19 protein-coding genes are annotated in these 21,537 nt (G+C 69.5%); 11 read left to right on the top strand and 8 right to left on the bottom strand.

Translation table 11 applies throughout. The annotated features are described in order from the left end of the window. Nucleotides 1-11 precede the first annotated feature (11 nt). Nucleotides 12-791, top strand: a complete 780-nt coding sequence (gene hisN / locus LV75_RS23995) for a histidinol-phosphatase (RefSeq protein ID WP_308211032.1) — start codon at nt 12-14, stop codon at nt 789-791. Here the strand turns inward: hisN and LV75_RS24000 are convergent. From LV75_RS24000 to LV75_RS24030, 7 genes are all read right to left on the bottom strand, one after another. Next, nucleotides 768-1,040: a hypothetical protein gene (locus tag LV75_RS24000; RefSeq protein WP_253889246.1), complete on the bottom strand. Its 273-nt coding sequence runs from the start codon at nt 1,038-1,040 to the stop codon at nt 768-770. The two genes, hisN and LV75_RS24000, sit on opposite strands and share 24 nt — an antisense overlap. Beyond that, nucleotides 1,037-3,499 (bottom strand): glycohydrolase toxin TNT-related protein, encoded by a 2,463-nt coding sequence (locus LV75_RS24005; protein ID WP_253889247.1) that lies wholly within the window; start codon nt 3,497-3,499, stop codon nt 1,037-1,039. The genes LV75_RS24000 and LV75_RS24005 overlap by 4 nt, the downstream gene beginning before the upstream one ends. A gap of 11 nt (nt 3,500-3,510) precedes the next feature. Next, the gene (locus tag LV75_RS24010; protein WP_253889248.1) at nt 3,511-3,816 is read right to left on the bottom strand and encodes a WXG100 family type VII secretion target; all 306 of its coding nucleotides are present in this window, start codon (nt 3,814-3,816) and stop codon (nt 3,511-3,513) included. Next, a complete protein-coding gene (locus tag LV75_RS24015) occupies nt 3,816-4,241 on the bottom strand; it encodes a YbaB/EbfC family nucleoid-associated protein (RefSeq protein ID WP_253889249.1) in 426 nt (141 codons plus the stop codon). The genes LV75_RS24010 and LV75_RS24015 overlap by 1 nt, the downstream gene beginning before the upstream one ends. A gap of 358 nt (nt 4,242-4,599) precedes the next feature. Further along, complete coding sequence (locus LV75_RS24020; RefSeq protein ID WP_253889250.1) at nt 4,600-5,541, bottom strand: hydroxymethylglutaryl-CoA lyase; 942 nt, start codon at nt 5,539-5,541, stop codon at nt 4,600-4,602. 1 nt (nt 5,542) lies between these two features. Beyond that, the gene (locus LV75_RS24025; RefSeq protein WP_253889251.1) at nt 5,543-6,085 is read right to left on the bottom strand and encodes a PH domain-containing protein; all 543 of its coding nucleotides are present in this window, start codon (nt 6,083-6,085) and stop codon (nt 5,543-5,545) included. Between the two features lie 85 nt (nt 6,086-6,170). After that, a complete protein-coding gene (locus LV75_RS24030) occupies nt 6,171-6,962 on the bottom strand; it encodes a biotin--[acetyl-CoA-carboxylase] ligase (RefSeq protein WP_253889252.1) in 792 nt (263 codons plus the stop codon). Between the two features lie 169 nt (nt 6,963-7,131). Between LV75_RS24030 and LV75_RS24035 the strand changes: the two genes are divergently transcribed. The 8 genes from LV75_RS24035 to LV75_RS24065 all read left to right on the top strand — a co-directional run bounded on the left by LV75_RS24035 (nt 7,132) and on the right by LV75_RS24065 (nt 17,423). Next, entirely contained in the window at nt 7,132-8,769 is a 1,638-nt protein-coding gene (locus LV75_RS24035; RefSeq protein ID WP_253889253.1) for an acyl-CoA carboxylase subunit beta, read from the top strand. Next, nucleotides 8,766-9,002: an acyl-CoA carboxylase subunit epsilon gene (locus LV75_RS24040; RefSeq protein WP_253889254.1), complete on the top strand. Its 237-nt coding sequence runs from the start codon at nt 8,766-8,768 to the stop codon at nt 9,000-9,002. The genes LV75_RS24035 and LV75_RS24040 overlap by 4 nt, the downstream gene beginning before the upstream one ends. A gap of 104 nt (nt 9,003-9,106) precedes the next feature. After that, nucleotides 9,107-10,015 (top strand): NsdA family TPR-like regulatory protein, encoded by a 909-nt coding sequence (locus tag LV75_RS24045; RefSeq protein WP_253889255.1) that lies wholly within the window; start codon nt 9,107-9,109, stop codon nt 10,013-10,015. 43 nt (nt 10,016-10,058) lie between these two features. Continuing rightward, nucleotides 10,059-11,663, top strand: a complete 1,605-nt coding sequence (locus tag LV75_RS24050; protein ID WP_253889256.1) for an MFS transporter — start codon at nt 10,059-10,061, stop codon at nt 11,661-11,663. Nucleotides 11,664-11,674: 11 nt separating this feature from the next. Next, nucleotides 11,675-13,492, top strand: a complete 1,818-nt coding sequence (locus LV75_RS24055) for a Xaa-Pro dipeptidyl-peptidase (protein WP_253889257.1) — start codon at nt 11,675-11,677, stop codon at nt 13,490-13,492. A gap of 1,748 nt (nt 13,493-15,240) precedes the next feature. Next, a complete protein-coding gene (locus tag LV75_RS24060; protein WP_253889258.1) occupies nt 15,241-15,858 on the top strand; it encodes a Maf family protein in 618 nt (205 codons plus the stop codon). A 64-nt stretch (nt 15,859-15,922) separates the two neighbouring features. Next, on the top strand, nt 15,923-16,000 hold the full coding sequence (locus tag LV75_RS35910) for a putative leader peptide (RefSeq protein ID WP_372495334.1): 78 nt from the start codon (nt 15,923-15,925) through the stop codon (nt 15,998-16,000). A gap of 43 nt (nt 16,001-16,043) precedes the next feature. Further along, a complete protein-coding gene (locus tag LV75_RS24065; RefSeq protein WP_253889259.1) occupies nt 16,044-17,423 on the top strand; it encodes a dicarboxylate/amino acid:cation symporter in 1,380 nt (459 codons plus the stop codon). Between the two features lie 89 nt (nt 17,424-17,512). Here the strand turns inward: LV75_RS24065 and LV75_RS24070 are convergent, their stop codons facing one another. Beyond that, on the bottom strand, nt 17,513-18,214 hold the full coding sequence (locus LV75_RS24070) for a hypothetical protein (RefSeq protein ID WP_253889260.1): 702 nt from the start codon (nt 18,212-18,214) through the stop codon (nt 17,513-17,515). Nucleotides 18,215-18,345: 131 nt separating this feature from the next. On the opposite strand from LV75_RS24070, the gene LV75_RS24075 reads away from it, so the two are divergent. After that, complete coding sequence (locus LV75_RS24075; protein WP_253889261.1) at nt 18,346-20,130, top strand: acetyl/propionyl/methylcrotonyl-CoA carboxylase subunit alpha; 1,785 nt, start codon at nt 18,346-18,348, stop codon at nt 20,128-20,130. A 64-nt stretch (nt 20,131-20,194) separates the two neighbouring features. Continuing rightward, nucleotides 20,195-20,677 carry a DUF1707 SHOCT-like domain-containing protein gene (locus LV75_RS24080; RefSeq protein ID WP_253889262.1) on the top strand — a complete coding sequence of 161 codons (483 nt, stop codon included), beginning with the start codon at nt 20,195-20,197 and terminating at the stop codon, nt 20,675-20,677. The last annotated feature ends 860 nt before the right edge of the window (nt 20,678-21,537 follow it).

A 21,537-nucleotide genomic window follows, 5' to 3' on the forward strand; every position in this document is an offset into this window, starting at 1 on the left:
CGATCGCGCCCGTGTCAAGCGACGACCTGACTTTTGCCATCCGGTTGGCCGACACGGCCGACGCGATCACCCGGGCCCGCTTCCAGGCCGTTGACCTGGTCGTGGAGCGCAAGCCGGACCGCACGCCGGTGACCGACGCCGACACGGCCGTCGAGGACGCGGTGCGGGCCCTGCTGGCCGGGTCGCGCCCGGGGGACGCGGTCGCGGGCGAGGAGCGGGGCGGGGACGTCGTCGCGGGGCGGACCTGGGTGCTGGACCCGATCGATGGGACGAAGAACTTCCTGCGCGGGGTGCCCGCGTGGGCGACGCTGATCGCGCTGGTCGTCGACGGGGTGCCGCAGGTGGGTGTGGTCAGCGCGCCCGCACTCGGCCGCAGGTGGTGGGCGGCGCGGGGCGAGGGAGCCTGGGTGAGCCGCGGGGGTGGCGAGCCGGAGCGGATCTCGGTGTCAAGCGTGCGGTCGCTGGAAGACGCCTACCTGTCCACCACGCACCTGGGGTCGTGGGTGGAGTACCACTCGCGTGAGCGCTACCTGGCTCTTGTGGACGCGTGCTGGGAGAGCCGGGCGTTCGGTGACTTCTGGCAGCACTGCCTGGTCGCTGAGGGCGCTATCGACCTCGCGGCAGAGGCCATCGTGAACCCGTGGGACGTGGCGCCGTTGCAGGTGCTCGTCGAAGAGGCCGGTGGCCGGTTCACCGATCTGACCGGGGCAGCCCGGTACGACGGCGGCTCAGTTCTGACCTCTAACGGCCACCTGCACGAGGGGGCGCTAGGCCTTCTCAGTGACCGGTAGAACGCCTACGGCGCCCCGCACGACCTGCGACCAGGTGAGCCTGCCGAACAGGTAGTGGCAGGCCACCTGTTCGTTGTTGAAGCTGGCCCAGTCGTACCTGTTGCCCTGTTCGCGCCAGAACACTTCCCAGCTGCCCTGGTCGGGGTGGTGCAGCAGGCACCAAGTGTTGTCGGCCTCTTCCCCGATCGACACGACATCAGCCGGTATGCCTATCGCGGCGAGCAGGCCGACGAACGACTCGGTGTTCACGGGGTTTCCTCCAACAGACCAAGAGCGACCAACTCGGCGGCGGAGTGGGTCGCGCGGTAGCGCTCACCGCCACCGGGCTGCCCGAACCACGGTGCCGACATCGCCCGCCACACCGGCAACGGCTGCACAACCCGGTAGCGGCGGTAGCCCGCACTCGCGTGAGCGGGTGGCAGTGACCGACGGGCGAACCTAGTGCCGTCAGCACTGAAGACGCGGCCGTTAGAGGTACCGAACCGGTCGAGCACGGTGCCAACAGGAAGAACGACGGCCTCGCCGGGCGCGGCGCCGCCTTCGGGATAGAGCTCACTGGTGGGCCAGGCGTACTCAGTGGGGCGTTGCGAGTTGGGGTCGAAGGGGCGGACCAGGAAGCGGCGGTCCCAGTCGCGTTCGTGCATCCCACCCTGCGGGTCATGGGCGTGCAGCAAGTCAGGGGCGGTCCGGCCACGGGTGGGCGGGGAGTGCTTGACCGCGGTAGCGCTATCAGCCAGTTCGGACCTGGGGTGGTCACCGGGCGGGAACCGCAGCCCGGCGGCGAAGTCGACATCCTTGTGCGGGGGCGCTAGCTGCCGCACAGGGGCGAGCGAGACAACCGGCATGTGCCCGACAGGGAACATCTGCGACTGCATCAGGCTCTGCGCACGTTTGTCCGCCCGGCCGTTGAGCGGGCCTACGACCAACGGCACGACGGCGAACCCGCCGCTTTGGTCGCGCTTCTCGGCGCTCTTATCGGCCTGGTCCGGTGTGGCGACCGGCTGATCTGGCTGCGGTGCGGCGGCGGTGAGTTTGCCTTGGCCGAGTTGGTTGCCCTTGCCGGACTCGCCCGGCTTCGCGGCAGGGTCGCCGCCCTTCGCCAGGTCGCCGGGCTTGGCGGCGTCGCTGGACTTGCCGGTCTGCAGCGCTTCGGCGATCCGGTTGGGCTGGGACTCGACGGTCTTGGCGGTCAGGTCGGCCAGTTTCGCGCCAACCTGCGGCTTCGCGGTGGGCTCGCCCGACCTCGGCGCGGACTTCGGTGCCTCGGCCGCTTTGCCACCCTGGTCAGCCAGCGGACGGCTGGTCGAGTCACCAATGCGGGCAGCGGTGTTGGCGGCTTTAGCGCCGGGCTGCGACCGCGTCGATTCTCCGGTCTTCGCGGCCTGCTCGGCGGCGCGCGCACCGGGCTCGGTGCGGACCGGCTGCTGAGCCTTCGGCTGTTGCGGCGGCGGAGCCAACTGCTTGCCACCGCCCGGGGTCTGCGCGGGCACGCCGAGCATCCCCGGAGTACCCGGACGCGGACTGGCCGACGGCGTCGACGCGCTCGGGATGTTCCCGACAACTGGCGGGCCACCCAAGTTGACGCCGGTAAGCCTGCCGCCGAGCGGGTTTCCCGAAGGCGGCGCTGCCGTAGTGCCGCCGGGTTGCACGCCACCGACAGTCGACCCTCCCCCTGGGGAGCCGGTCGACGGCTGACCAACGGGCGCTGATGTCTGACTGGGGGCATCGATGACGGCCGCAGAGGCGGCCTGGACAGCGTCGATAGGCCCGCCGATGTGCGGCGGCTGGCTCGGCACGGGCATCGGCGGCGGCACGTTGGTCGGGATCTCCGGTAGCTGTACCGAAGGACCCCCGACCGGCGGCGTCACCGGCTGGGTGTGCGAAATCGGCGGCGTCTGGATGACCGAGCCAGCCACCGGCGGCGGGACCGCCAGCAAGGGGGGCTTGGTGGCGCCGGGCGTAAGCCCCGGATCAAGGACGGGGTTGTTGGTGATTATGCCGCCAGCCTGGTTGCCAACGACCTTCAAGGGCTTGGTGACGGTTTGGATCGCTGGAGCGACGATGTCGCGTATGCCGTGGCCCACCGCGCCGGGAAGGTCGCCCACCACCTGAGTGGCGGTCGCAACCGCGGTGCCAAGTAGCTTGGTGACAACAGACCCGAGTTGGCCGGGGTTGGCGCTTACGAGGTCGTTCGTGAAGGTGACGCTGGAGCCGATCGCCTGCACGGTGTTAAGCAGCGAGTTCTGGATGTGCGCGATGTTGGCCGCGGTGCCCTTAATGAGCCACGACAGGTTCAGCAGCGCGTTCTCGTTGCCCGCAGCAGCGGCGGTCTCGGCGGCATCCATGTTCTTAGCCAGTGCCACCAGCTTCTCGACGATCTTCGCCTTCGCGGCGGCGATCTCGTTGGCGGCGTGGTTCAAGCGTTCCGCGGCTTCGCGGCAGCCCTTGGCGGTGGCGTTGAAGTGGCCACTGTCGCCCCGGACGAAGCGAGACCAGTAGCGCGCTGCGGCGTCGGCAGCGTCGCCGTCGAAGGCAGACAAGGCCGCGTGGGCAGCGCTATCGGCGTCGCCCGCTAACGCGGCGACCCGGGTCCCCGCGAGCTCCCAGGCTTTCGCCGTCTCCCGCATCTTGGTTTCATCGCCCTGCGGCCACCGAACCCCCGCGGCAGCGGCAACGCTCGCCAACTCGGCGGGCAACTGCATCCCCATGAGAAGTCCCCTTAAGCGTCGAGCACGCCGGTGTTGTGGTCCTCGGTGCGCCGGTAGGCGCGGGCGGTGTCGCGGAAGCGGTCACCGACGTCGTCCAGCTTCCCCGGCAGGGCGCCGAGGGCCTTGAGGGTCTGGTGCGCGGGTCCGGCGTGCGACGCGGCGAACCTCAACCCGACGGCGTCACCGCCCCAGCACGCCCCCGTGGCGCTGACCAGGTCGGCCAACTCGCGGTGGATCGAGCCCGCCCGCGCGGCCAGGCCGTCGAACTGCCCAGCCCGGTGGGCGAGGCGCTCGCTGTCTGCCTCGAACCTGTCCATCACGGCCTCCCCGCGTCCGGCTCCAGCCAGGCCACGTTCTCGTAGCTCTCTTCGACTACCGGCGGCGTGATCTCGTCACGGCGCAGGTCGGCAGTTCCCCGCAACAGGGCCTCCGGGTCGGTTCCGGCAGGCAACACGGGTGCTACCGCGTGCCCGGCCGCGCTTGCGGCAAGAGCGTCCGCAGCGGCGGTGGTGCGCACGATCACGGCGGCCAACTCAGCGGGCCGGTACCTGCGGTACGCGTCTTCGCGTAGGTCGAGTGCGGTGAGAGCGCCCTGCGCGGACACGGTCGCGGTGACCACCCCGCAGTCGCTCGTCGCGGTCTCCCTGATCCCCGCCAGCGCCCGGTGCACCTCGGCGAGCTGGTCACGCCCGCGTCGGTACTCAGCGAGGAGATCCTCGACCTGGGCTCGGTGGTCGGTCACACGACCTCCTCCGCGTCATCGGCAGTCACCGGGCTCGCGTTGGACGCGACGCCCCCGGGCCAGGTTCCCACTCGACTCGGTGATCACGCCAACCCATCGGGGTAGTCGCCACCACCGGTCGCACCGTTGCGGACCAACCGTCGCGCGGCACACGACGATCAGCCGGTTGGGGCAACCCTCCGCACCGTAGCGGTCGATAAGCGCGCTGTGGTCGTGTTAGCCCAACTGCGCCCAGTTGTCCTACGCGGCTAGCAGTCCTACGCGGCTGGTTGTCCTACGCGGCTAGCTGTCCTACGCGGCTGGTTGTCCTGCGGGGCTGGTTGTCCTACGCGGCTACTGATCGGCGACAGGCGCTAGGTCAGCCGCGTAGGGCTTGAACCACCCGCGACGGCGCCGGACGACCGAGCTGGCCTGCCATCCACGCACTGGTGTCGGCGAGCTTGTCGAGGTCGACGCCGGTCTTGATGCCCAGGCCGTCGAGCATCCAGACGAGGTCCTCGGTGGCGAGGTTGCCGGTGGCCGACTCGGCGTAGGGGCAACCGCCGAGTCCGCCTGCAGAGGAGTCGACTGTGGTCACGCCGAGGCGTAGCGCTGCCAGCGTGTTGGACAGGGCTTGGCCGTAGGTGTCGTGGAAGTGGACCGCGATGTCGCCTATAGGCACACCCGCACCGGATGCAGCCGCGATGACAGCCTCTACCTGGCCGGGGGTAGCCACGCCGATCGTGTCGCCGAGGGACAGCTGCCCGCAGCCCATGTCCATCAGCCGTTTGCCGACCGCTGCCACCTGGTCGGCGGCTACAGGCCCTTCCCAGGGATCGCCGAAGCACATAGAGACGTACGCGCGCACATCTAGGCCCTCAGCACGTGCACGAGTGACGACCGGCTCGAACATGGCGAACTGCTCGTCCAGTGTGCGGTTGAGGTTGCGCTTGGCGAACGTCTCGGTGGCGCTACCGAAGATCGCTATGTGCTGGACGCCCGCAGCGAGCGCCCGATCGAGGCCGCGCTCATTGGGCACTAGAACGGGATAGCTGACGCCATCGACCTTGGTGAGTCCAGCGAGGAGGTCTTCTGCATCGGCTAGCTGAGGGACCCACTTGGGGTGCACGAAGCTGGTCGCTTCCAACACACCCAGGCCCGCCTCAGCCAATCGAGCCAAGAACTCCAGCTTGACGTCGACGGGGACGACGGTGGCTTCGTTCTGCAGCCCGTCGCGCGCGCCAACCTCCCAGATGGTGACCCGCTCCGGCAGTCCGTCAGCTCTAACCGTGGCGGGCAGGCCTACCTCGCGTGCCCCCACCTCAGCGCCGTCCCGGCTCGGGGTGGTCCCCTTCGCGCGGGGCGCGACCGAAGTCGTCGTACGGGTTGTCGTTGACCTCGCGGTAGAGGAGCGTGTGCACCTTCTCCACGTTCGGGATGTCGTCGAACTCGAGCGGCTCCTGCGAGCTGGACTCGATGATCAAGGTGCCGCAGCCGACGATCCGGTCGACCAGCCCGTGCTCGAACCGCACGCTGCTGATCCGGGCAAGCGGGATGTCGATGCCGGTGCGCTTGATGACGCCCATGCGGAACATCACCCGGTCGGTGGTGACGATGAAGTGGGTGGTGCGCCACCGCACGAACGGGGCGAGGAAGCCCCAGACGATGACCACCAGGGCGACCGCGCCGATGATGATCCAGGCGATCGTCGCCCAGGACAGCTCCTGGGCCAGGATGGCCAGCCAGATGCCGCCCGCGAGGGTGACGAGGAGCAGCAGGTACGGCAGCAGCAGCATCTTCCAGTGCGGGTGCCGGTGGAGCACGACCTGCTCGCCTTCGCTGAGCACGTCATCGGGGTATGCCAAGGTGTCCTCCCGATCATCACTGGTGACGGCGCTACCGTACTCGGCAGGGGACCTCGTGGGCGTCACGGAGTGGTGAACTCGGGAATCAGGCCCCCGGACGCACGTGGACAACGTCCCCCGCGGACAGCGTGCGGGCAGTGCCGCCGACGTCCACGACTAGGCGTCCGTCACCGTCGATATCGGTAGCCAGGGCCTGCAAACTCGTCCCGTCCGGTAGCTCTACCCGGACCCGTTGGCCCAAGGTCGCGCAGCTAGCCCGGTACTCGGCGAGCAAACCGGACGTCAGCAGGTCCCCTTGAGCTCCGCGCCAAGACCGCTCGGCCTCGTCAAACGCTCGGAGCAGGGCGATCGCCACCGCGGTGCGGTCAGCGGTACCGCCTTCTTGGGCTAGCGAGGTCGCGGGGAGCCCACCGGGACCGACGGGGACGTCATCGTGGAGCGGGGCCACGTTGAGTCCGATGCCGAGGACCACCGCTTGGCCGCTGACCTCCGCGAGGACTCCTGCGCACTTGGCCAGGCCCGCACCCGCGAGGAGGTCGTTAGGCCACTTGAGTGAAGCGATAACACCTGCGTGGCGAGCGGTCCGGATAAGAGCGACACCCGCGACCAGTGAAAGAGAGCCGTATCGGGCGACTGGGACACCGGTCGGCCGGAGCAAGACGCTGAGGTAGATGCCAGAGGCAGGCGGAGACACCCAGTCGCGGGCACGCCTACCGCGCCCCGCGGTCTGCTGCTCGGCGATGAGCACCGTCCGATCGGCAGCGCTATCGGCAGCGGCCACCAAGTCGGCATTTGTTGAGCCGGTCGAGTCGACTACGTCCACCGCGGCGTAAGAACCCAAGGCCGCGCGCAGGGCCTCAACGTCGAGTGCTGCCATGCGCCCAAGGGTAGAGCCGACCCCCTGACCCGGCTGGTCGGAGCAGGAACAGCCCGGCGGGGGCGGCGAGGTCAACTGTGCGATCTCTACCGCGCTGGAGGTCAAGAGCTTGTGGTGTGCCCTACGCCTCGCCCCTGCAAGCACCCGTCGGTCGCTAGGCTGCCGGGCCATGAGCAGCGCGACGGAGCCGACGGGCGTGCCCAGCGAAGGCGAGCCGGACATCCACACCACGGCGGGCAAGCTGGCCGACCTCTATCGGCGCTACGACGAGGCCGTACACGCGGGCTCCGCGCGCGCGGTCGAGAAGCAGCACGCCAAGGGTAAGAAGACCGCTCGCGAGCGGATCGACATGCTGCTCGACCCCGGTAGCTTCGTCGAGCTCGACGAGCTCGCCCGGCACCGGTCGACCAACTTCGGTCTGGAGAAGAACCGCCCCTACGGCGACGGCGTGGTCACCGGCTACGGCACGGTCGACGGTCGCCCGGTGTGTGTGTTCAGCCAGGACGTGACCGTCTTCGGGGGGTCACTCGGGCAGGTGTACGGGGAGAAGATCGTCAAGGTGATGGACCTGGCGATCAAGACGGGCCGCCCGATCGTCGGCATCAACGAGGGCGGCGGCGCGCGCATCCAGGAGGGCGTGGTCTCCCTCGGCCTCTACGGCGAGATCTTCCGCCGCAACACCCTGGCGTCCGGGGTCATCCCGCAGATCTCACTGATCATGGGTGCCAACGCCGGTGGGCACGTGTACTCGCCCGCGCTGACCGACTTCATCGTGATGGTCGACCAGACCTCGCAGATGTTCATCACCGGCCCCGACGTGGTCAAGACGGTCACCGGCGAAGAGGTGACGCTAGAGGAGCTGGGTGGCGCGCGCACCCACAACACCAAGTCCGGCGTGGCCCACTACATGGGCTCCGACGAGGACGACGCGATCGCTTACGTCAAGGAACTGCTGTCGTTCCTGCCGTCGAACAACCTGTCCGAGCCCCCCGTCTTCCCCGGTTTCGTCACCGACGGCTCGGTAGTCGAAGACCTCAGCGACAGCGACCGCGAGCTCGACACCCTTATCCCGGACTCGGCGAACCAGCCCTACGACATCCACGAGGTAATCAACCGCGTCGTGGACGACGGGGAGTTCCTCGAGGTGCACCCGCTGTTCGCCCCCAACATCGTCGTCGGCTTTGGCAGGGTCGAGGGCCGCAGCGTCGGTGTGGTCGCCAACCAGCCCACCCAGTTCGCGGGCTGCCTCGACATCGACGCCTCCGAGAAGGCCGCCCGCTTTGTGCGCACGTGCGACGCCTTCAACATCCCGGTCCTGACCTTCGTTGACGTCCCCGGCTTCCTCCCCGGCACCGACCAGGAGTTCGACGGCATCATCCGCCGCGGCGCCAAGCTCATCTACGCGTACGCCGAGGCCACGGTCCCGCTGGTAACCGTCATCACCCGCAAGGCCTACGGCGGCGCCTACGACGTGATGGGCTCTAAGCACCTGGGTGCCGACATCAACCTGGCTTGGCCTACCGCCCAGATCGCGGTGATGGGCGCCTCAGGTGCGTCCAACATCCTGCACCGTAAGACGTTAAAGGCGGCGCTAGACGCGGGCGAGGACGTGGACGCCCTGCGAGCGAAGCTAGACCGGGAGTACGAAGACACCCTCCTAAACCCCTACGTAGCTGCTGAACGCGGTTACGTCGACTCGGTGATCCCGCCGTCGCACACTCGAGGCTATGTGGCCCGAGCCCTGCGAATGCTGGCCGACAAGCGCGAGTCCCTACCCCCGAAGAAGCACGGCAACATCCCCCTGTGAGCTTGGAGGAGCGCGTGACCACCGAGGAGAACCGCCCTCTTCTGCGCGTGGTCCGGGGCAACCCGGACGCGGCAGAACTCGCCGCCCTGACGGTCGTAGTAGCGGCCGCCGCCAACACCCCGGCAGAGCCCCCTACCGCCACCCCCAGCGCCTGGGCCGACCGCTCAGCTCTAGCCCGCCGTCCGCTAACCCCAGGGCCGGGAGCCTGGCGAGCTTCAGGCTTCCCACGCTGACCCTGTGTCCCGGTGGTAGCTGGTCGCCGCGCGCAGTTGCTGGATGTGTCGACCAGAGCGACCTAGCGTGAACCACACGCAGGTCGCACACTGGGAGGCAGTCTGTGGACGGTCGCAAGTCACTACAGCCTGTAGGAGACGAAGGGCCGATCACTGAGGCGTATGTCGGCTGGTTGCGAGACCACGTCCGGCAGCTGCTCTTGCTCGATGCCCAGTTCGGCGGCAACGAGGCCAGCGGTCAAGCTGTGCGGCTGTTGCGTAGTGCGGTGCGCCGCATAGGGGTCGATTCGTGCCCGCAGCCACTGTGGCGAGACCTTATGCGGGTCGTGGGTGAGTTGGCTGAAGTCGCTGGGTGGCTGCTTTATGACGCCGATCAGCAAGACGCCAGCCGAAGGCTAAGCCTGGAGGCCTTGCACTACCTGCGGCTGGCTGGCGATCGCGAGCTCGAGCTACTGACGCTGCAGAACCTGTCTATGCAGGCTGAGTACCTAGGGCGCAGCGGCGAGGCACTGCAGATCTGCGAGGCCGTGCTGGACGGGCCGCTACCTGGGCGGGTGCGGGGGCTGTTCCTCGGTCGACGGGCGCATGCGCTTGCCAAGCGTGGGCAGCACAGCGAGGCGGCGCGGACGCTGGTGGAAGCACGGGCCGTTGTTGAGGACGACGGGCCTACATGGGCGTATTGGGTCGATGAGAGGCAGTTCGCCTGGTTCGAGGGCATGCTCGGGATGGAGCGTGGGGATTTCGACCAGGCTGCGGAGGTGTTCGCGGGAGCCTTGGCGAGTACACCGGCACATCGGGTTCGTGGGGCGTTCAGTCGGTCTGTGTACCTCTTGGACTGTCTGGTGCGTGCTGGGGATCTAAGGGAAGCCGAGCGCTTAGTGCCGGATGTCGCTGCGCGGGTCGGTGAGGTGGGGTCTCGGCGGACTGTGGCGTTGTTGCGGGGCGCGGTGAGGGATGCCGGGTTCGACGGGGGTGGGTACCTGGCGGAGTTGGTGCGGGAAACCGGGCCTTAGGCTTTGGCCGGTGACCCGGCGGCGGGGTCCGGCTGGAGTGGTGATGAGTGGTGGGGTGCGCGGCCCGTGGGTGGCGCTTGCGGCGCTGTGCGCGTGCTTCTTCATGGTCATGCTCGACTCCACCATCGTCACCGTGGCGATCCCGGCGATGCTGGAGGGCCTCGACGCCACGTTGAACCAGGTCATCTGGGTCAACAGCGTCTACCTGCTCGCCAACACCGTCCCGCTGCTGCTGACCGGCAGGCTCGGCGACCGGTTCGGGCCCAAGCGGGTCCTGGTGGTCGGGCTGGTCCTGTTCCTCGGCGCGTCGCTCTGGTGTGGACTGTCCACCTCGGCGGGGTCGCTGATCGCGGCGCGGGCGGTGCAGGGGCTGGGCGCCGCCGCGATGACGCCGCAGACGTTGTCGTTCATCACCGGGTTGTTCCCGCCGGAGCGGCGCGGGGCGCCGATCGCGGTGTGGGGGGCTGTCGCGGGGGTCGCGACGATCACCGGGCCGGTGGTGGGCGGGTTGCTGGTGCAGCACGTGGGCTGGCAGTGGATCTTCCTGTTGAACCTGCCGATCGGCGCGGTCGGGTTGGTGCTCGGCCTGGTGTTGCTACCGGACTGGCGGCCCGCTGGGCGGGTGCGGCTTGACGTGACCGGGGCGTTGTTGGCCTCCGCCGGGCTCGGGCTGTTGGTCTTCGGCTTGCAGAACGGGCAGCACTACCACTGGGGCCAGATCGTTGGTCCTATAGGCGTTCTCCCGGTGATCGGGATCGGCTTGCTGTTGCTCGGCGGGTTCACGATCTACCAGCGACGCGCACGTGACCCTCTTCTCCCTAGAGGCTTGTTCGCCAACCCCGTCTTCAGTTACGCCAACCTGACCCACGCGGCGCTGGGCTTCGCGACGACCGGGATGTTCCTACCGCTGGTGATCTACGTGCAGTCGGTGCTCGGGCTGGACCCGGTCGCGTCGAGTCTGCTGTGCGCGCCGATGGCGGTGGCAGCGGGCGGCGCGGCCTGGGTGGCAGGCCGGTCGCGGGTCGAGGGCCGGACCATGATCATGACCGGGCTTGGCGGATTGGCTGCCGGGACGATCGTGCTGGCGCTGCTCGCCGAACCGGACACGGACCCGCTGCTGCTCGTGCCGGGCCTGGTGGTGGCCGGTACCGGGATCGGCCTCGTCTTCTCCCCGCTGACCGCCTCGGCGACCTTCGGGATGCCGACCCACCTGGTCGGGGCCGCCTCGGGGGTGTTCAACACCTCGCGGCAGGTCGGCGGGGTGCTCGGCAGCGCGACGACCGGACTGCTGCTGCAGGTCGGCCTGGGATTCGCGGTGCCGGAGGCGGCCAGGGAGTACGCCAAGTTCCTGCCGCCGCGCTACGCCGACGAGTTCGTCGAGCGGATCACCTCGGCCGCGCAGACGGCCAGCCAGTTCGGCGGCGAAGGCCCGGAGGTGCCGTCGGACTGGTCACCAACGGTGGCGGAGAAGGTGCGCGAGTTGGCCACCGACGCGTTCCACCTCGGGTTCACCAACGCGGCGAAAGCGACACTTGTGTTGCCGGTTGTCGTCCTCGTTCTGGGGATGGTGTGCGCGGCCGGTATTCGACCGCGGCCAACTGGTAACGCGAATAATTCAGGACTGTCGAGGGAACCGGTCGGACCGTAGCGTCTGCACACATGGCTATACGGCGATCCCTGCTCACCATGGCTGTTGCTGTTGTCGCAAGTCTTGGGGCGCTAGCCGTCCCGGCATCAGCCGCGCCTACCGCGCTGCGCAGCGACCCCATCTACTCTTACGCGAACGCCGTGCGTGAGACGGTGTGGGTCGACACGGGTCTTACCGCGCCGAACGGTTCGCGAGTTCGGGTCGCCACTGACATCATTCGCCCGCGTGAGGCCACTGGCCGCGTCCCGGTAATCATGGACGCGAGCCCCTACTACACCACGCTCGGGCGGGGTAACGAGAGCCAGAAGAAGGTCTACGACAGCGCGGGCAAGCCCGTTCAGTTCCCGCTGCACTACGACAACTACTTCGTGCCGCGCGGTTACGCCGTCGCACTCGTCGACCTTTCCGGCACGGCTCGCTCGAACGGATGCGTCGACATCGGTGGACGCTCGGAGATCGCGTCGGCGAAGTCGGTCATCGACTGGCTCAACGGCCGCGCGACCGGCTACACGTCCGCGACCGGTAGCACTACCGCGACAGCCAGCTGGTCCACGGGCGCTGTCGGGATGATCGGCAAGTCGTGGGACGGCACTATCGCGAACGGTGTCGCTGCGACCGGCGTCGACGGCCTTAAGACGATCGTGCCGATTGGCGCCATCAGCTCCTGGTACGACTACTACCGCGCGTCCGGCGCCACGTTCACCAGTGGGAGCCCGGCTGGTTTGGCGCAGGTAGTGGAGAACTCGGCAGGTGCGTCTAACTGCGGCTCGGTTAAGACAACGCTGACGAACGGCTCACCTTCCAGCGGTGACTACACCGCCCTGTACCGCGAGCGGGACTACGTGCTCAACGCCTCGAAGGTGAAGGCGAGCGTGTTCGTGGTCCACGGGCTCAACGACCTCAACGTGAAGACGATCAACTTCGGCCAGTGGTGGAACGCGCTGCCCGCGACCGTCGAGCGCAAGATCTGGCTCTCCCAGACCGGTCACGTCGACCCGTTCGACTACCGGCGCTCGGTGTGGGTCGACACGCTGCACCGGTGGTTCGACCACTACCTGCTGGGCATCGACAACGGCGTCGAGCGCGAGCCCGCGTCCACTGTGGAGCAACGACCGGACGTCTGGAAGGACGACCCGTCCTGGCCGCTGGCCACCTCGCCGACAACGTTGCGCTTGCGGCCGGGTTCGACCGCGGGCGTGGGCACGCTGGGCACAACCGCGCCGCCCGCGGGCACCGTTGCGAGCCTCACCGACAACCGCACCAGCTCGTACGACTGGATCAACAACCCGACCACCACGTCGTCGGCCCGGGTCGTCTACCGGACCGAGGCGCTCGGCGCCGACGTGCGGGTGTCCGGCACCTCGCAGATCACCGTGACCGTGACGCCCTCGCAGAGCGCGGCCCGCGTGTCCGCGGTCCTGGTCGACTACGGCTCGTCGACAATCCGCAACTACCGCACCAGCGGCGAGGGCATCCGCACCCTGACCACCCGCTCCTGCTGGGGCGAAAGCACCACCGGCGACAGCGCCTGCTACCTCGACACCGCGGCAAACAACACGACCGTCAGCCAGAACATCATCGCCCGCGGCTGGGCCGACCTCGGCCACTACGCGGGCCTCGACACCCGCCGCACCCTGACGGCCGGGACCCCGTACACGATCACCTTCAACCTGGCCTCGACCGACCAACTCATCCCCGCCGGCCACCGCTTGGCACTGGTCATCGGGAGCACGGACAGCTCGTTCATCAGCTCCGCAGGCACCAACCCGCGCCTGACAATCGACCTCGCGAAGACGTCGGTGCGCATCCCGCTGGTCGGATCCATCTGACGGCTGGCCTCGGTTTTCTTCTGCTGCCGGCCGCTGGAAGTTCCCTCGGCCGGGTGACAGAAGTTATCCACATGTGGATCTTCGGCGCACTGCTTTCAAGATCCACTGTCAGTGGGGCCTAGTAGACTGGCCCTGGGGCCGCCCCCCGGAGAGGGTGGGGGCTGCGCCCCCGACCCGCACGCGGGGGCACCGGGGTCAGGCGGGGTCTTAGGCCACCGCAGCGGTAAGCAGAGGATGCGCCGCCGCGGCAGTCGGCAGGGACCACGCGCGGGAGCAGCGGATGGGGTGGGGTCTTAGGCCGCCGCAGCGGTAGGCAGAGGTTGTGCCACCAGGGGCGGTCGACAGGGGGAACTGCGCGCGGGGCACTGGGAGTGGGTCTGGGCCCACCGCAGCGATAGGCGGAGAATGCCCCGCCGCAGCGGTCGACAGAAACCACGCGCGGGAGCAGCGGTGGAATCTGGGCCACCGGAGCGGTAGGCGGAGGTTGTGCCACCGGGGGCAGTCGGCAGGGGGAACCGCGCGCGGGGGCAGCGGGTTGGGGGCTGGGCCACCGCAGCGATAGGCGGAGAATGCGCCGCCGGAACGGTCGGCAGGGGAACCATGCGCGGGCGCACCGGGGGTGGGGGCAGGGCCGCCGCAGCGATAGAGGGGAGGGTGCGCCGCCGCGACGGTCGACAGGGGAACCACGCGCGCGACAGTGGGTTTGGTGGGGCCTCGGGCCACCGGAGCGGTAGGCGGACGTTGTGCCGCCAGGGGACCGCGCGGGCGGGGTGGGGCTTTAGGGCGTTGACGCTTGAGCGGTGTGTGGGCTGGGCCGGGGCGGGGTTGTTTGCGAGCGCCGGGTTGAGGTTGGGCAGCTGCGGGGGCAGAGACGGGGCCTTGTGGTGAGTACCGGTTGAGCCGTCGTGGCGTAGGTGGTCGAGGCGGGTTGCTGTTTTCGTTGCTGTGGGCCGATTTGGGGAAGCGAGCGCTCTGCGGAGGGTTGATTTCGCTGGTGTGCGGCCGCTGTTGATCAGCTGGGGGCGACTTGGTTCGTGAGGGCTTCCGCAGGCGACCTTGTCAGAAGTTCTCCCAGGTCACAGCAATTGGCCTGCGTCGATGTTCACCCGGCTCAGCGACAAAAGTTATCCACATGTGGATCTCCAGCACCCTTTTCCAAGATCCACTGTCGGTGGGGGCCAGTAGACTGGCACCGGGGTCGCCCCCCGGAGAGGGTGGGGGCCGGGCTGGAGTCGGGACCGCGCGCGGGGGCAGCGGGGCGGGTGCGTGGGGAAGCGGGTTGAGCAAGGGGGGCATGGCGGTAAGGGGCACCGTGGGGGCGGGTTGGCGGGTGTGGGCGAGGGGTGCGGTATCCGGTAAGGGGTCTCCACGGGGAGCGGGCTGGTGGGGGCGAGACGTAGCGGTAAGAGGCGCCTGCGGGGATCAGGCAGGTGGGTGGGGACGGAGGGTGCCGCAGCGGTAGAGGCGCCTGTGGGGAGTGGGCAGGTGGGGCGAAGCGCTGTGGCGGTAAGGGCGGGTGGGCGGGGGCGAAGGTGTGCTGTGGCGGTAAGAGCAGCCGCGGGGAGTGAGGTGAGGGCAAGAGGTGCCGTGGTGGTGAGGGGCGCTGCGGGGACGGGCGGCGGGGTTAGCGGGATAGAGGCGCTGTGGCGGTAAGAGCGGGTGGCGGGGATAGAGGTGCAGCAGCGGTAGGGGTGCTGCGGGGTGGCGGGCGGAGGAGTGGCGAGGGGGTGGCAGATAGCCTGCGGGGTATGGAGTTCATCCTCGCGTCCCAGTCCCCCGCTCGGCTTGGTGTTTTGAAGGCCGCTGGGATCGATCCGGTTGTTCGGGTGTCCGGCGTGGACGAGGATCTTGTGGCGGCGGGGGTGGTGGATCCGACGCCGGAGCGGGTTGTGGGGGCGTTGGCTGAGGCCAAGGCTCGGACGGTCGTGGGGGGCCAGGACCACGACGCTGTGGTGGTGGGGTGCGATTCGATGTTGCACTTCGGCGGGGAGTTGGTGGGGAAGCCGGGGACCGCTGAGGTCGCGCGGGAGCGTTGGGCGAAGATGGTTGGTGGCACGGGGGTGTTGCTGACCGGGCACGCGGTGCTGCGGGTCGTGGGCGGGGAGGTTGTCGCCGTCGCGCGGGGGGTTGAGGGGACGACCATTCACTTCGGGGTGCCCGGTGCGGACGAGATCGACGCCTACATCGCCAGCGGGGAGCCGTTGGGGGTGGCCGGGGGGTTCACGCTCGACGGGCTGGGCGGGTGGTTCGTGGACCGGATCGAGGGGGATCCGTCGAGTGTCATCGGGATCAGCTTGCCGTTGACCCGGCGGCTGTTGGGGGAGCTCGGGATCAGCGTCGCCCGGCTGTGGCGTTCCACCAGGTGAGAGTGATTCCGCTCTCCGGGTGAGACGGGAAGTTTTCCACCAACCGGCTGGTTGGATCGCGGTGATGAGGTACTCACCAGCGCTGACCGAGCGCCTGCACGTCGACTTGCGGCGGCAGGCCAGTGCGCTGTGTCGAGGTTAGGAGTCGACCCAACACCTCCCTCCCCATCCCCACTGGAGTCCCCATGTCCACAGCCGCCCACCCGACCAGTCGGCGCACCCTCTACTTCGGACTCACCGTGCTCGCGGGCCTGGTCATCGGCGCGCTGCTCGGCTTCGTGGCCAAGCAGACCGGCACCGCCTGGCTGACCACGACGCTCAAGACGATCGGCTCGATCTTCACCAACCTGTTGCAGTTCACCGTGATCCCGCTGGTGTTCACCGCCATCGTGGTCGGCGTCAACAGCCTGCGCGGCCTCGGCGGCGGGCGCACCGCGGCCCGGCTCGGCGGCAAGACGCTGCTGTGGTTCGGGATCACCTCGCTCATCGCGGTGCTGATCGGCATCGTCGTCGGGCTGGTGTCCGGCGTCGGCAAGGGGGTCACCGTCACGCCGAGCGAGGCGACCGTGCAGCGGTTGGCCGACCGCGCGCAGGGCGACTGGCTGACCGTCATCAACGGCCTGGTGCCGGAGAACCTGTTCTCCGCCTTCGCCAACGGCGAGGTGCTGCAGGTCGTGTTCGTCGCCGCGCTGGTCGGGATCGCGACCTACGCGCTCGGCGAACGGGCCAGGCCGTTCGTCGCGTTCAACCAGGCGGCGTTCGACGTCATCCAGAAGGTCCTCGGCTGGATCATCCGGTTGGCCCCCATCGGCGTGCTCGGCCTGATCGGCACCGCGGTCGCCACCTACGGCAACCAGTTCTTCAAGCCGCTGCTGTCGCTGATCGCCGCCGTGTACGTCGCCGCGCTGCTGGTGCTGTTCGTGGTCTACCCGATCCTGCTGCGCTTCGTCGGCAAGGTCAGCCCGCGGATCTTCTTCGCCAAGGCGTGGACCGCGCTGCAGTTCGCCTTCGTCTCCCGCTCCTCCGGCGCCACGCTGCCGTTGAGCAGGCAGACCGCGGTGAACCTGGGCGTGCAGCCCGGGTACGCCGGGTTCGCGGTCCCGCTGGGCACCACCACCAAGATGGACGGCTGCGCGGCGCTGTACCCGGCCATCGCGACGATCTTCATCGCGAACCTGTTCGGCGTGCACCTCAGCCCCTGGCAGTACGCGGGCATCGTGCTGGTCGCGGTGTTCGGCTCGTTCGCCACCGCGGGCACCACCGGCTGGTTCACCATGCTGACCCTGACGCTGAGCACGATCGGGCTGCCCGCGGAGGTCGTGGCGACCGGCGTGGCGATCGTCTACGGGGTCGACCCGATCCTGGACATGATCCGCACCGCGACCAACGTCGCCGGGCAGATCACCGTCCCGGTGCTGGTGGCCCGCGGCGAGGAGCTGCTCGACGACGAGGTACTGGCCGCCCCGAGCGGTCCGCCGCTGCTCGACGACAGCACCGATGGCAGCTCCGACGACGGGCCGACCGACGAGAAGCCGACCAAGCGCGAGGACCTCGTCCCGGCCTGACCGGCTCCAGTGGTGCCAACCGAACGGCCGCTCCCGACCAGGGGGCGGCCGTTCGTCCTACCCGCGCAGTGCCTATAGGCCGCGCGGCATCACGGGCAGTCGCGCAGCATCGCGGCGGTCAACTGGACGGTCGGGTACCCGGGCAGCTGGTCGATCCGCGAGTAGAGCCGCGTGCAGCCCAGTTCCTGCCCACCGAGGCCGAACACCTGCGCGTACACCGGTCGCCGCGCGCAATCGGCGCCCGACGCGCAGTCCTGCTGCACCGCGATGACCTCCGGCGAGGTGTCGCCGTCGACGTTGGCCAGGCTCAGGTAGTTGGCCTCGGAGAAGAACGCCCGCCCCAGCGCGCTCCACTTGTCCGAGCGCCCGGCGACGACCTGACCGGCGGTGCCCTTGTCGCCCGAGCCGCTCACCAGGCACGCCGACACCGCCCCCGGCGCGCACTGCAGCGACTGGTCGTCCAGGTAGACGCCCAGGTCGCCGACGGCCATCTCGACGACCTGCTGCCCGCTGGGGCTCTCGATGAACAACCGGCCGGAGACCAGCCCGGAATCGCCCTTGAGGGTGACCACGGTGCCGCCGACCGACGCCGTGCCCAGCGTCCGGCACGGCACCCGCCTGCACTCCACGGCGCTGGCCGAGGTGGTGGGGTCGGTGGTCGGACCGGGCGCGGTGTTGGCAGGCGCGGAGCGGACCCGCATGACCGCGGCGCCGGTGAGCGAGGCGGTGAGCACGAGCCCGCAGATCACCATCGCGAGCACCACCGCGGTCGGGGCGCGCCGACCAGCCACAACGCACCTCCCCTGGACCGACAGCGACGTCAGGGGGAGGGTAGCGGGCAAGTGTGGGGTTGCTCTCGGTTCCCGGCCAACGGGTATCCGTAAACTCCTCCCGAGCGGCGACCAACCAAGGAGGAACCGGCGTGTCCGAGTCGGCCAAGGCGCTGAGCAAGGTTCTCGTGGCCAACCGGGGCGAGATCGCGGTCCGGGTGATCCGGGCCTGCCGGGACGCGGGCCTGGGCAGTGTCGCCGTGTACGCCGACCCCGATCGCGACCTGCCGTTCACGCGGCTCGCGGACGAGGCGTTCGCGCTCGGCGGCTCCACCCCCGGCGAGAGCTACCTGGTGATCGAGAAGGTGCTGGACGCGGCGAAGCGCTCTGGCGCGGACGCGGTGCACCCGGGGTACGGCTTCCTGTCCGAGAACGCCGAGTTCGCCCAGGCCGTCATCGACGCCGGGCTGACCTGGATCGGGCCGGACCCGCAGGCCATCCGCGACCTGGGCGACAAGGTCACCGCCCGGCACATCGCGTTGCGCGCGGGCGCGCCGCTGGTGCCCGGCACCAAGGAGCCGGTGTCCGGCGCCGAGGAGATCATCGCCTTCGCCTCCGAGTACGGGCTGCCGGTGGCGATCAAGGCCGCGTTCGGCGGTGGTGGGCGTGGCCTGAAGGTCGCCCGCACGCTGGAGGAGATCCCGGAGCTGTTCGACTCGGCGGTGCGCGAGGCGGTCTCGGCGTTCGGCCGGGGCGAGTGCTTCGTAGAGCGCTACCTGGACAAGCCGCGCCACGTCGAGGCGCAGGTGCTGGCCGACAAGCACGGCAACGTCATCGTGGTCGGCACCCGGGACTGCTCGCTGCAGCGGCGCCACCAGAAGCTGGTCGAGGAGGCGCCCGCGCCGTTCCTCACCGACGCGCAGCGCGCGGAGATCCACGCCTCGGCGAAGGCCATCTGCCGCGAGGCGAAGTACAGCGGCGCTGGCACGGTGGAGTACCTGGTCGGCACCGACGGCACGATCTCGTTCCTCGAGGTCAACACCCGGCTGCAGGTCGAGCACCCGGTCTCGGAGGAGACCACCGGGCTGGACCTGGTGCGCGAGCAGTTCCGGATCGCCGCCGGTGAGGCGCTGCGGTTCACCGAGGACCCGACGCCGCGCGGCCACTCGATCGAGTTCCGGATCAACGGCGAGGACGCGGGGCGGGGCTTCCTGCCCGCGCCGGGCACGGTGACCACGTGGCGCGCGCCGGACGGCCCCGGCGTGCGGGTCGACTCCGGCGTGGAGTCCGGCACGGTGATCGGCGGGCAGTTCGACTCGATGCTGGCCAAGGTCATCGTGACCGGCGCGGACCGCGACGAGGCGCTGGCCAGGTCGCGGCGCGCGCTCGACGAGCTGGTGGTCGAGGGCATGGCGACGGTCGTGCCGTTCCACCGCGCGATCGTGCGCGACCCGGCGTTCATCGGTGACGGCTCGGGCTTCAGCGTGCACACGCGGTGGATCGAGACCGAGTTCGACAACCGGATCGAGCCGTTCGCCGGTGGCGCGGACGCCGCCGAGGCCGAGGAGCGGCAGAACGTCGTCGTCGAGGTCGGTGGCCGTCGGCTGGAGGTGTCGCTGCCCGCCGGGTTCGCCCTCGGTGGTGGTGGTGGTGGCGGTGCAGCGGCGGCGAAGGCCAAGCCGCGCAAGCGGGCCGGTGGCAAGGCGGGCGCCGCGGTGTCCGGTGACGCGGTGGCCGCGCCGATGCAGGGCACGATCGTGAAGATCGCCGTGGAAGACGGGCAGACCGTCGCGCAGGGCGAGCTGATCGTGGTGCTCGAGGCGATGAAGATGGAGAACCCGGTCACCGCGCACAAGTCGGGCACGGTCACCAGCCTCGGCGTCACCGCGGGTGAGACGGTCACCACCGGATCGGTCATCTGCGAGATCAAGGACTGACGGTTTTGCTGGGGCTGAGGTTTGTCTCAGCCCCACCGGGCCCCTCGTTCCGTAGCATCGTGGTGTGGACGAGATCCCCCCGACCGAGTTGCGCATCGGCGACGCCGAGCGGGAGGACGCGCTGCGCGCGCTCGGCGAGCACATGAGCGCGGGCCGCCTGACCATCGACGAGTACGGCGACCGCAGCGCGAAGATCACCACCGCGCGCACGGCGGGCGAGCTGACCGCCCTGTTCGCCGACCTGCCCGGCCCGAAGCCCGGCGTGCGGATGCCCGCGCCGCCGCCCATGCCCCCTCCGCCCGCCCAACCGCTGACCTGGGCCGACCGGCCGCTCAACCAGCGCCTGTTCGCCGCCCTGGTACCGGTGTCGGGGGTGGCGGGGGTGGTGCTGTTCCTGTTCGTGCTGCACTTCTGGCCCGTGCTGCTGCTCCCGGTCGTGGTAACCGCCATCGGCGGCGCCCTGTTCGGCGACGACTGGAAGCGGGCACGAGGTCACCGCTCGTTCGGCCCTGGCTACCGGCGCCATTACGGCCGTGGGTGGCGCTGAACTGTCGCTGTGACGGGTAGCGGTGGCGGGTGGCGCTGGATCTTGCGGGTGACCGGGTAGCGCTGAACTCTGTGTTGGGTGGCGCGGTGGCGGCTGACCGCGCGGCGGCAAGTCGCGCTGAACTCCGCAGTGGCGGCTGGACCCTGCAACTGGCGTTGGACTCCGCGGGTGGCTCTGGACTCCGCAGGTGAGCGCTTGATCCCACGACCCAGCGTTGCCCCTCGCCGCCAGCGCTGAGTTCGGCGGACAGGGTGCTCCACCCGACGCCCCCACCGAACACTTCACCCTCCTGGGCGACAGAAGTTATCCACATGTGGATCTTCGGGGCCCCGCTTCCAAGATCCACTGTCAGTGGGGCCTAGTAGACTGGCCCTGGGGCCGCCCCCCGGAGAGGGTGGGGGCTGCGCCCCCGACCCGCACGCGGGGGCACCGGGGTGAGACGGGGTCTTAGGCCACCGGAGCGGTAAGCAGAGGATGCGCCGCCGGAGCGGATCGGCAGACCGTGCGCGGGGGCAGCGGAGTTGTGTGGAGTCTTGGGCCACCGCAGCGGTAGGCGGAGAATGCCCCGCCGCAGCGGTCGACAGGAACCACGCGCGAGGGCAACGGGTGGGGTCTTAGCCACCGGAGCGGTAGGCGGAGGATGCGCCGCCCGGTGCGGTCGGCAGGGACTACGCACGGGGTTCTTGGGCCACCGGGGTGGAGGTTCGCGACCTGGGGCCGACCGGCTGGGGGAGCGCAGCTTGGGGATGGGGGTTGTGCCGCAGGGGGATCGGGGCGTCGATCTGTGGGGCGGGTTTAGCGGAGACGTGGTGGGCGGCAAGGGTTTGGCGATTCTCTGCGGGGTGCGGCAACTGGCGCTT

This window comes from Actinokineospora diospyrosa (assembly GCF_024171925.1).
GTDB classification, from domain to species: Bacteria; Actinomycetota; Actinomycetes; order Mycobacteriales; family Pseudonocardiaceae; genus Actinokineospora; species Actinokineospora diospyrosa.

Coding starts and splice junctions, on each gene's coding strand:
- LV75_RS24005 (WP_253889247.1), bottom strand. CDS start 3,499: ATGGGGATGCAGTTGCCCGCCGAGTTGGCGAGCGTTGCCGCTGCCGCG.
- LV75_RS24010 (WP_253889248.1), bottom strand. CDS start 3,816: ATGGACAGGTTCGAGGCAGACAGCGAGCGCCTCGCCCACCGGGCTGGG.
- LV75_RS24060 (WP_253889258.1), top strand. CDS start 15,241: ATGGAGTTCATCCTCGCGTCCCAGTCCCCCGCTCGGCTTGGTGTTTTG.
- LV75_RS24065 (WP_253889259.1), top strand. CDS start 16,044: ATGTCCACAGCCGCCCACCCGACCAGTCGGCGCACCCTCTACTTCGGA.
- LV75_RS24050 (WP_253889256.1), top strand. CDS start 10,059: ATGAGTGGTGGGGTGCGCGGCCCGTGGGTGGCGCTTGCGGCGCTGTGC.
- LV75_RS24055 (WP_253889257.1), top strand. CDS start 11,675: ATGGCTATACGGCGATCCCTGCTCACCATGGCTGTTGCTGTTGTCGCA.
- LV75_RS24030 (WP_253889252.1), bottom strand. CDS start 6,962: ATGGCAGCACTCGACGTTGAGGCCCTGCGCGCGGCCTTGGGTTCTTAC.
- LV75_RS35910 (WP_372495334.1), top strand. CDS start 15,923: ATGAGGTACTCACCAGCGCTGACCGAGCGCCTGCACGTCGACTTGCGG.
- LV75_RS24035 (WP_253889253.1), top strand. CDS start 7,132: ATGAGCAGCGCGACGGAGCCGACGGGCGTGCCCAGCGAAGGCGAGCCG.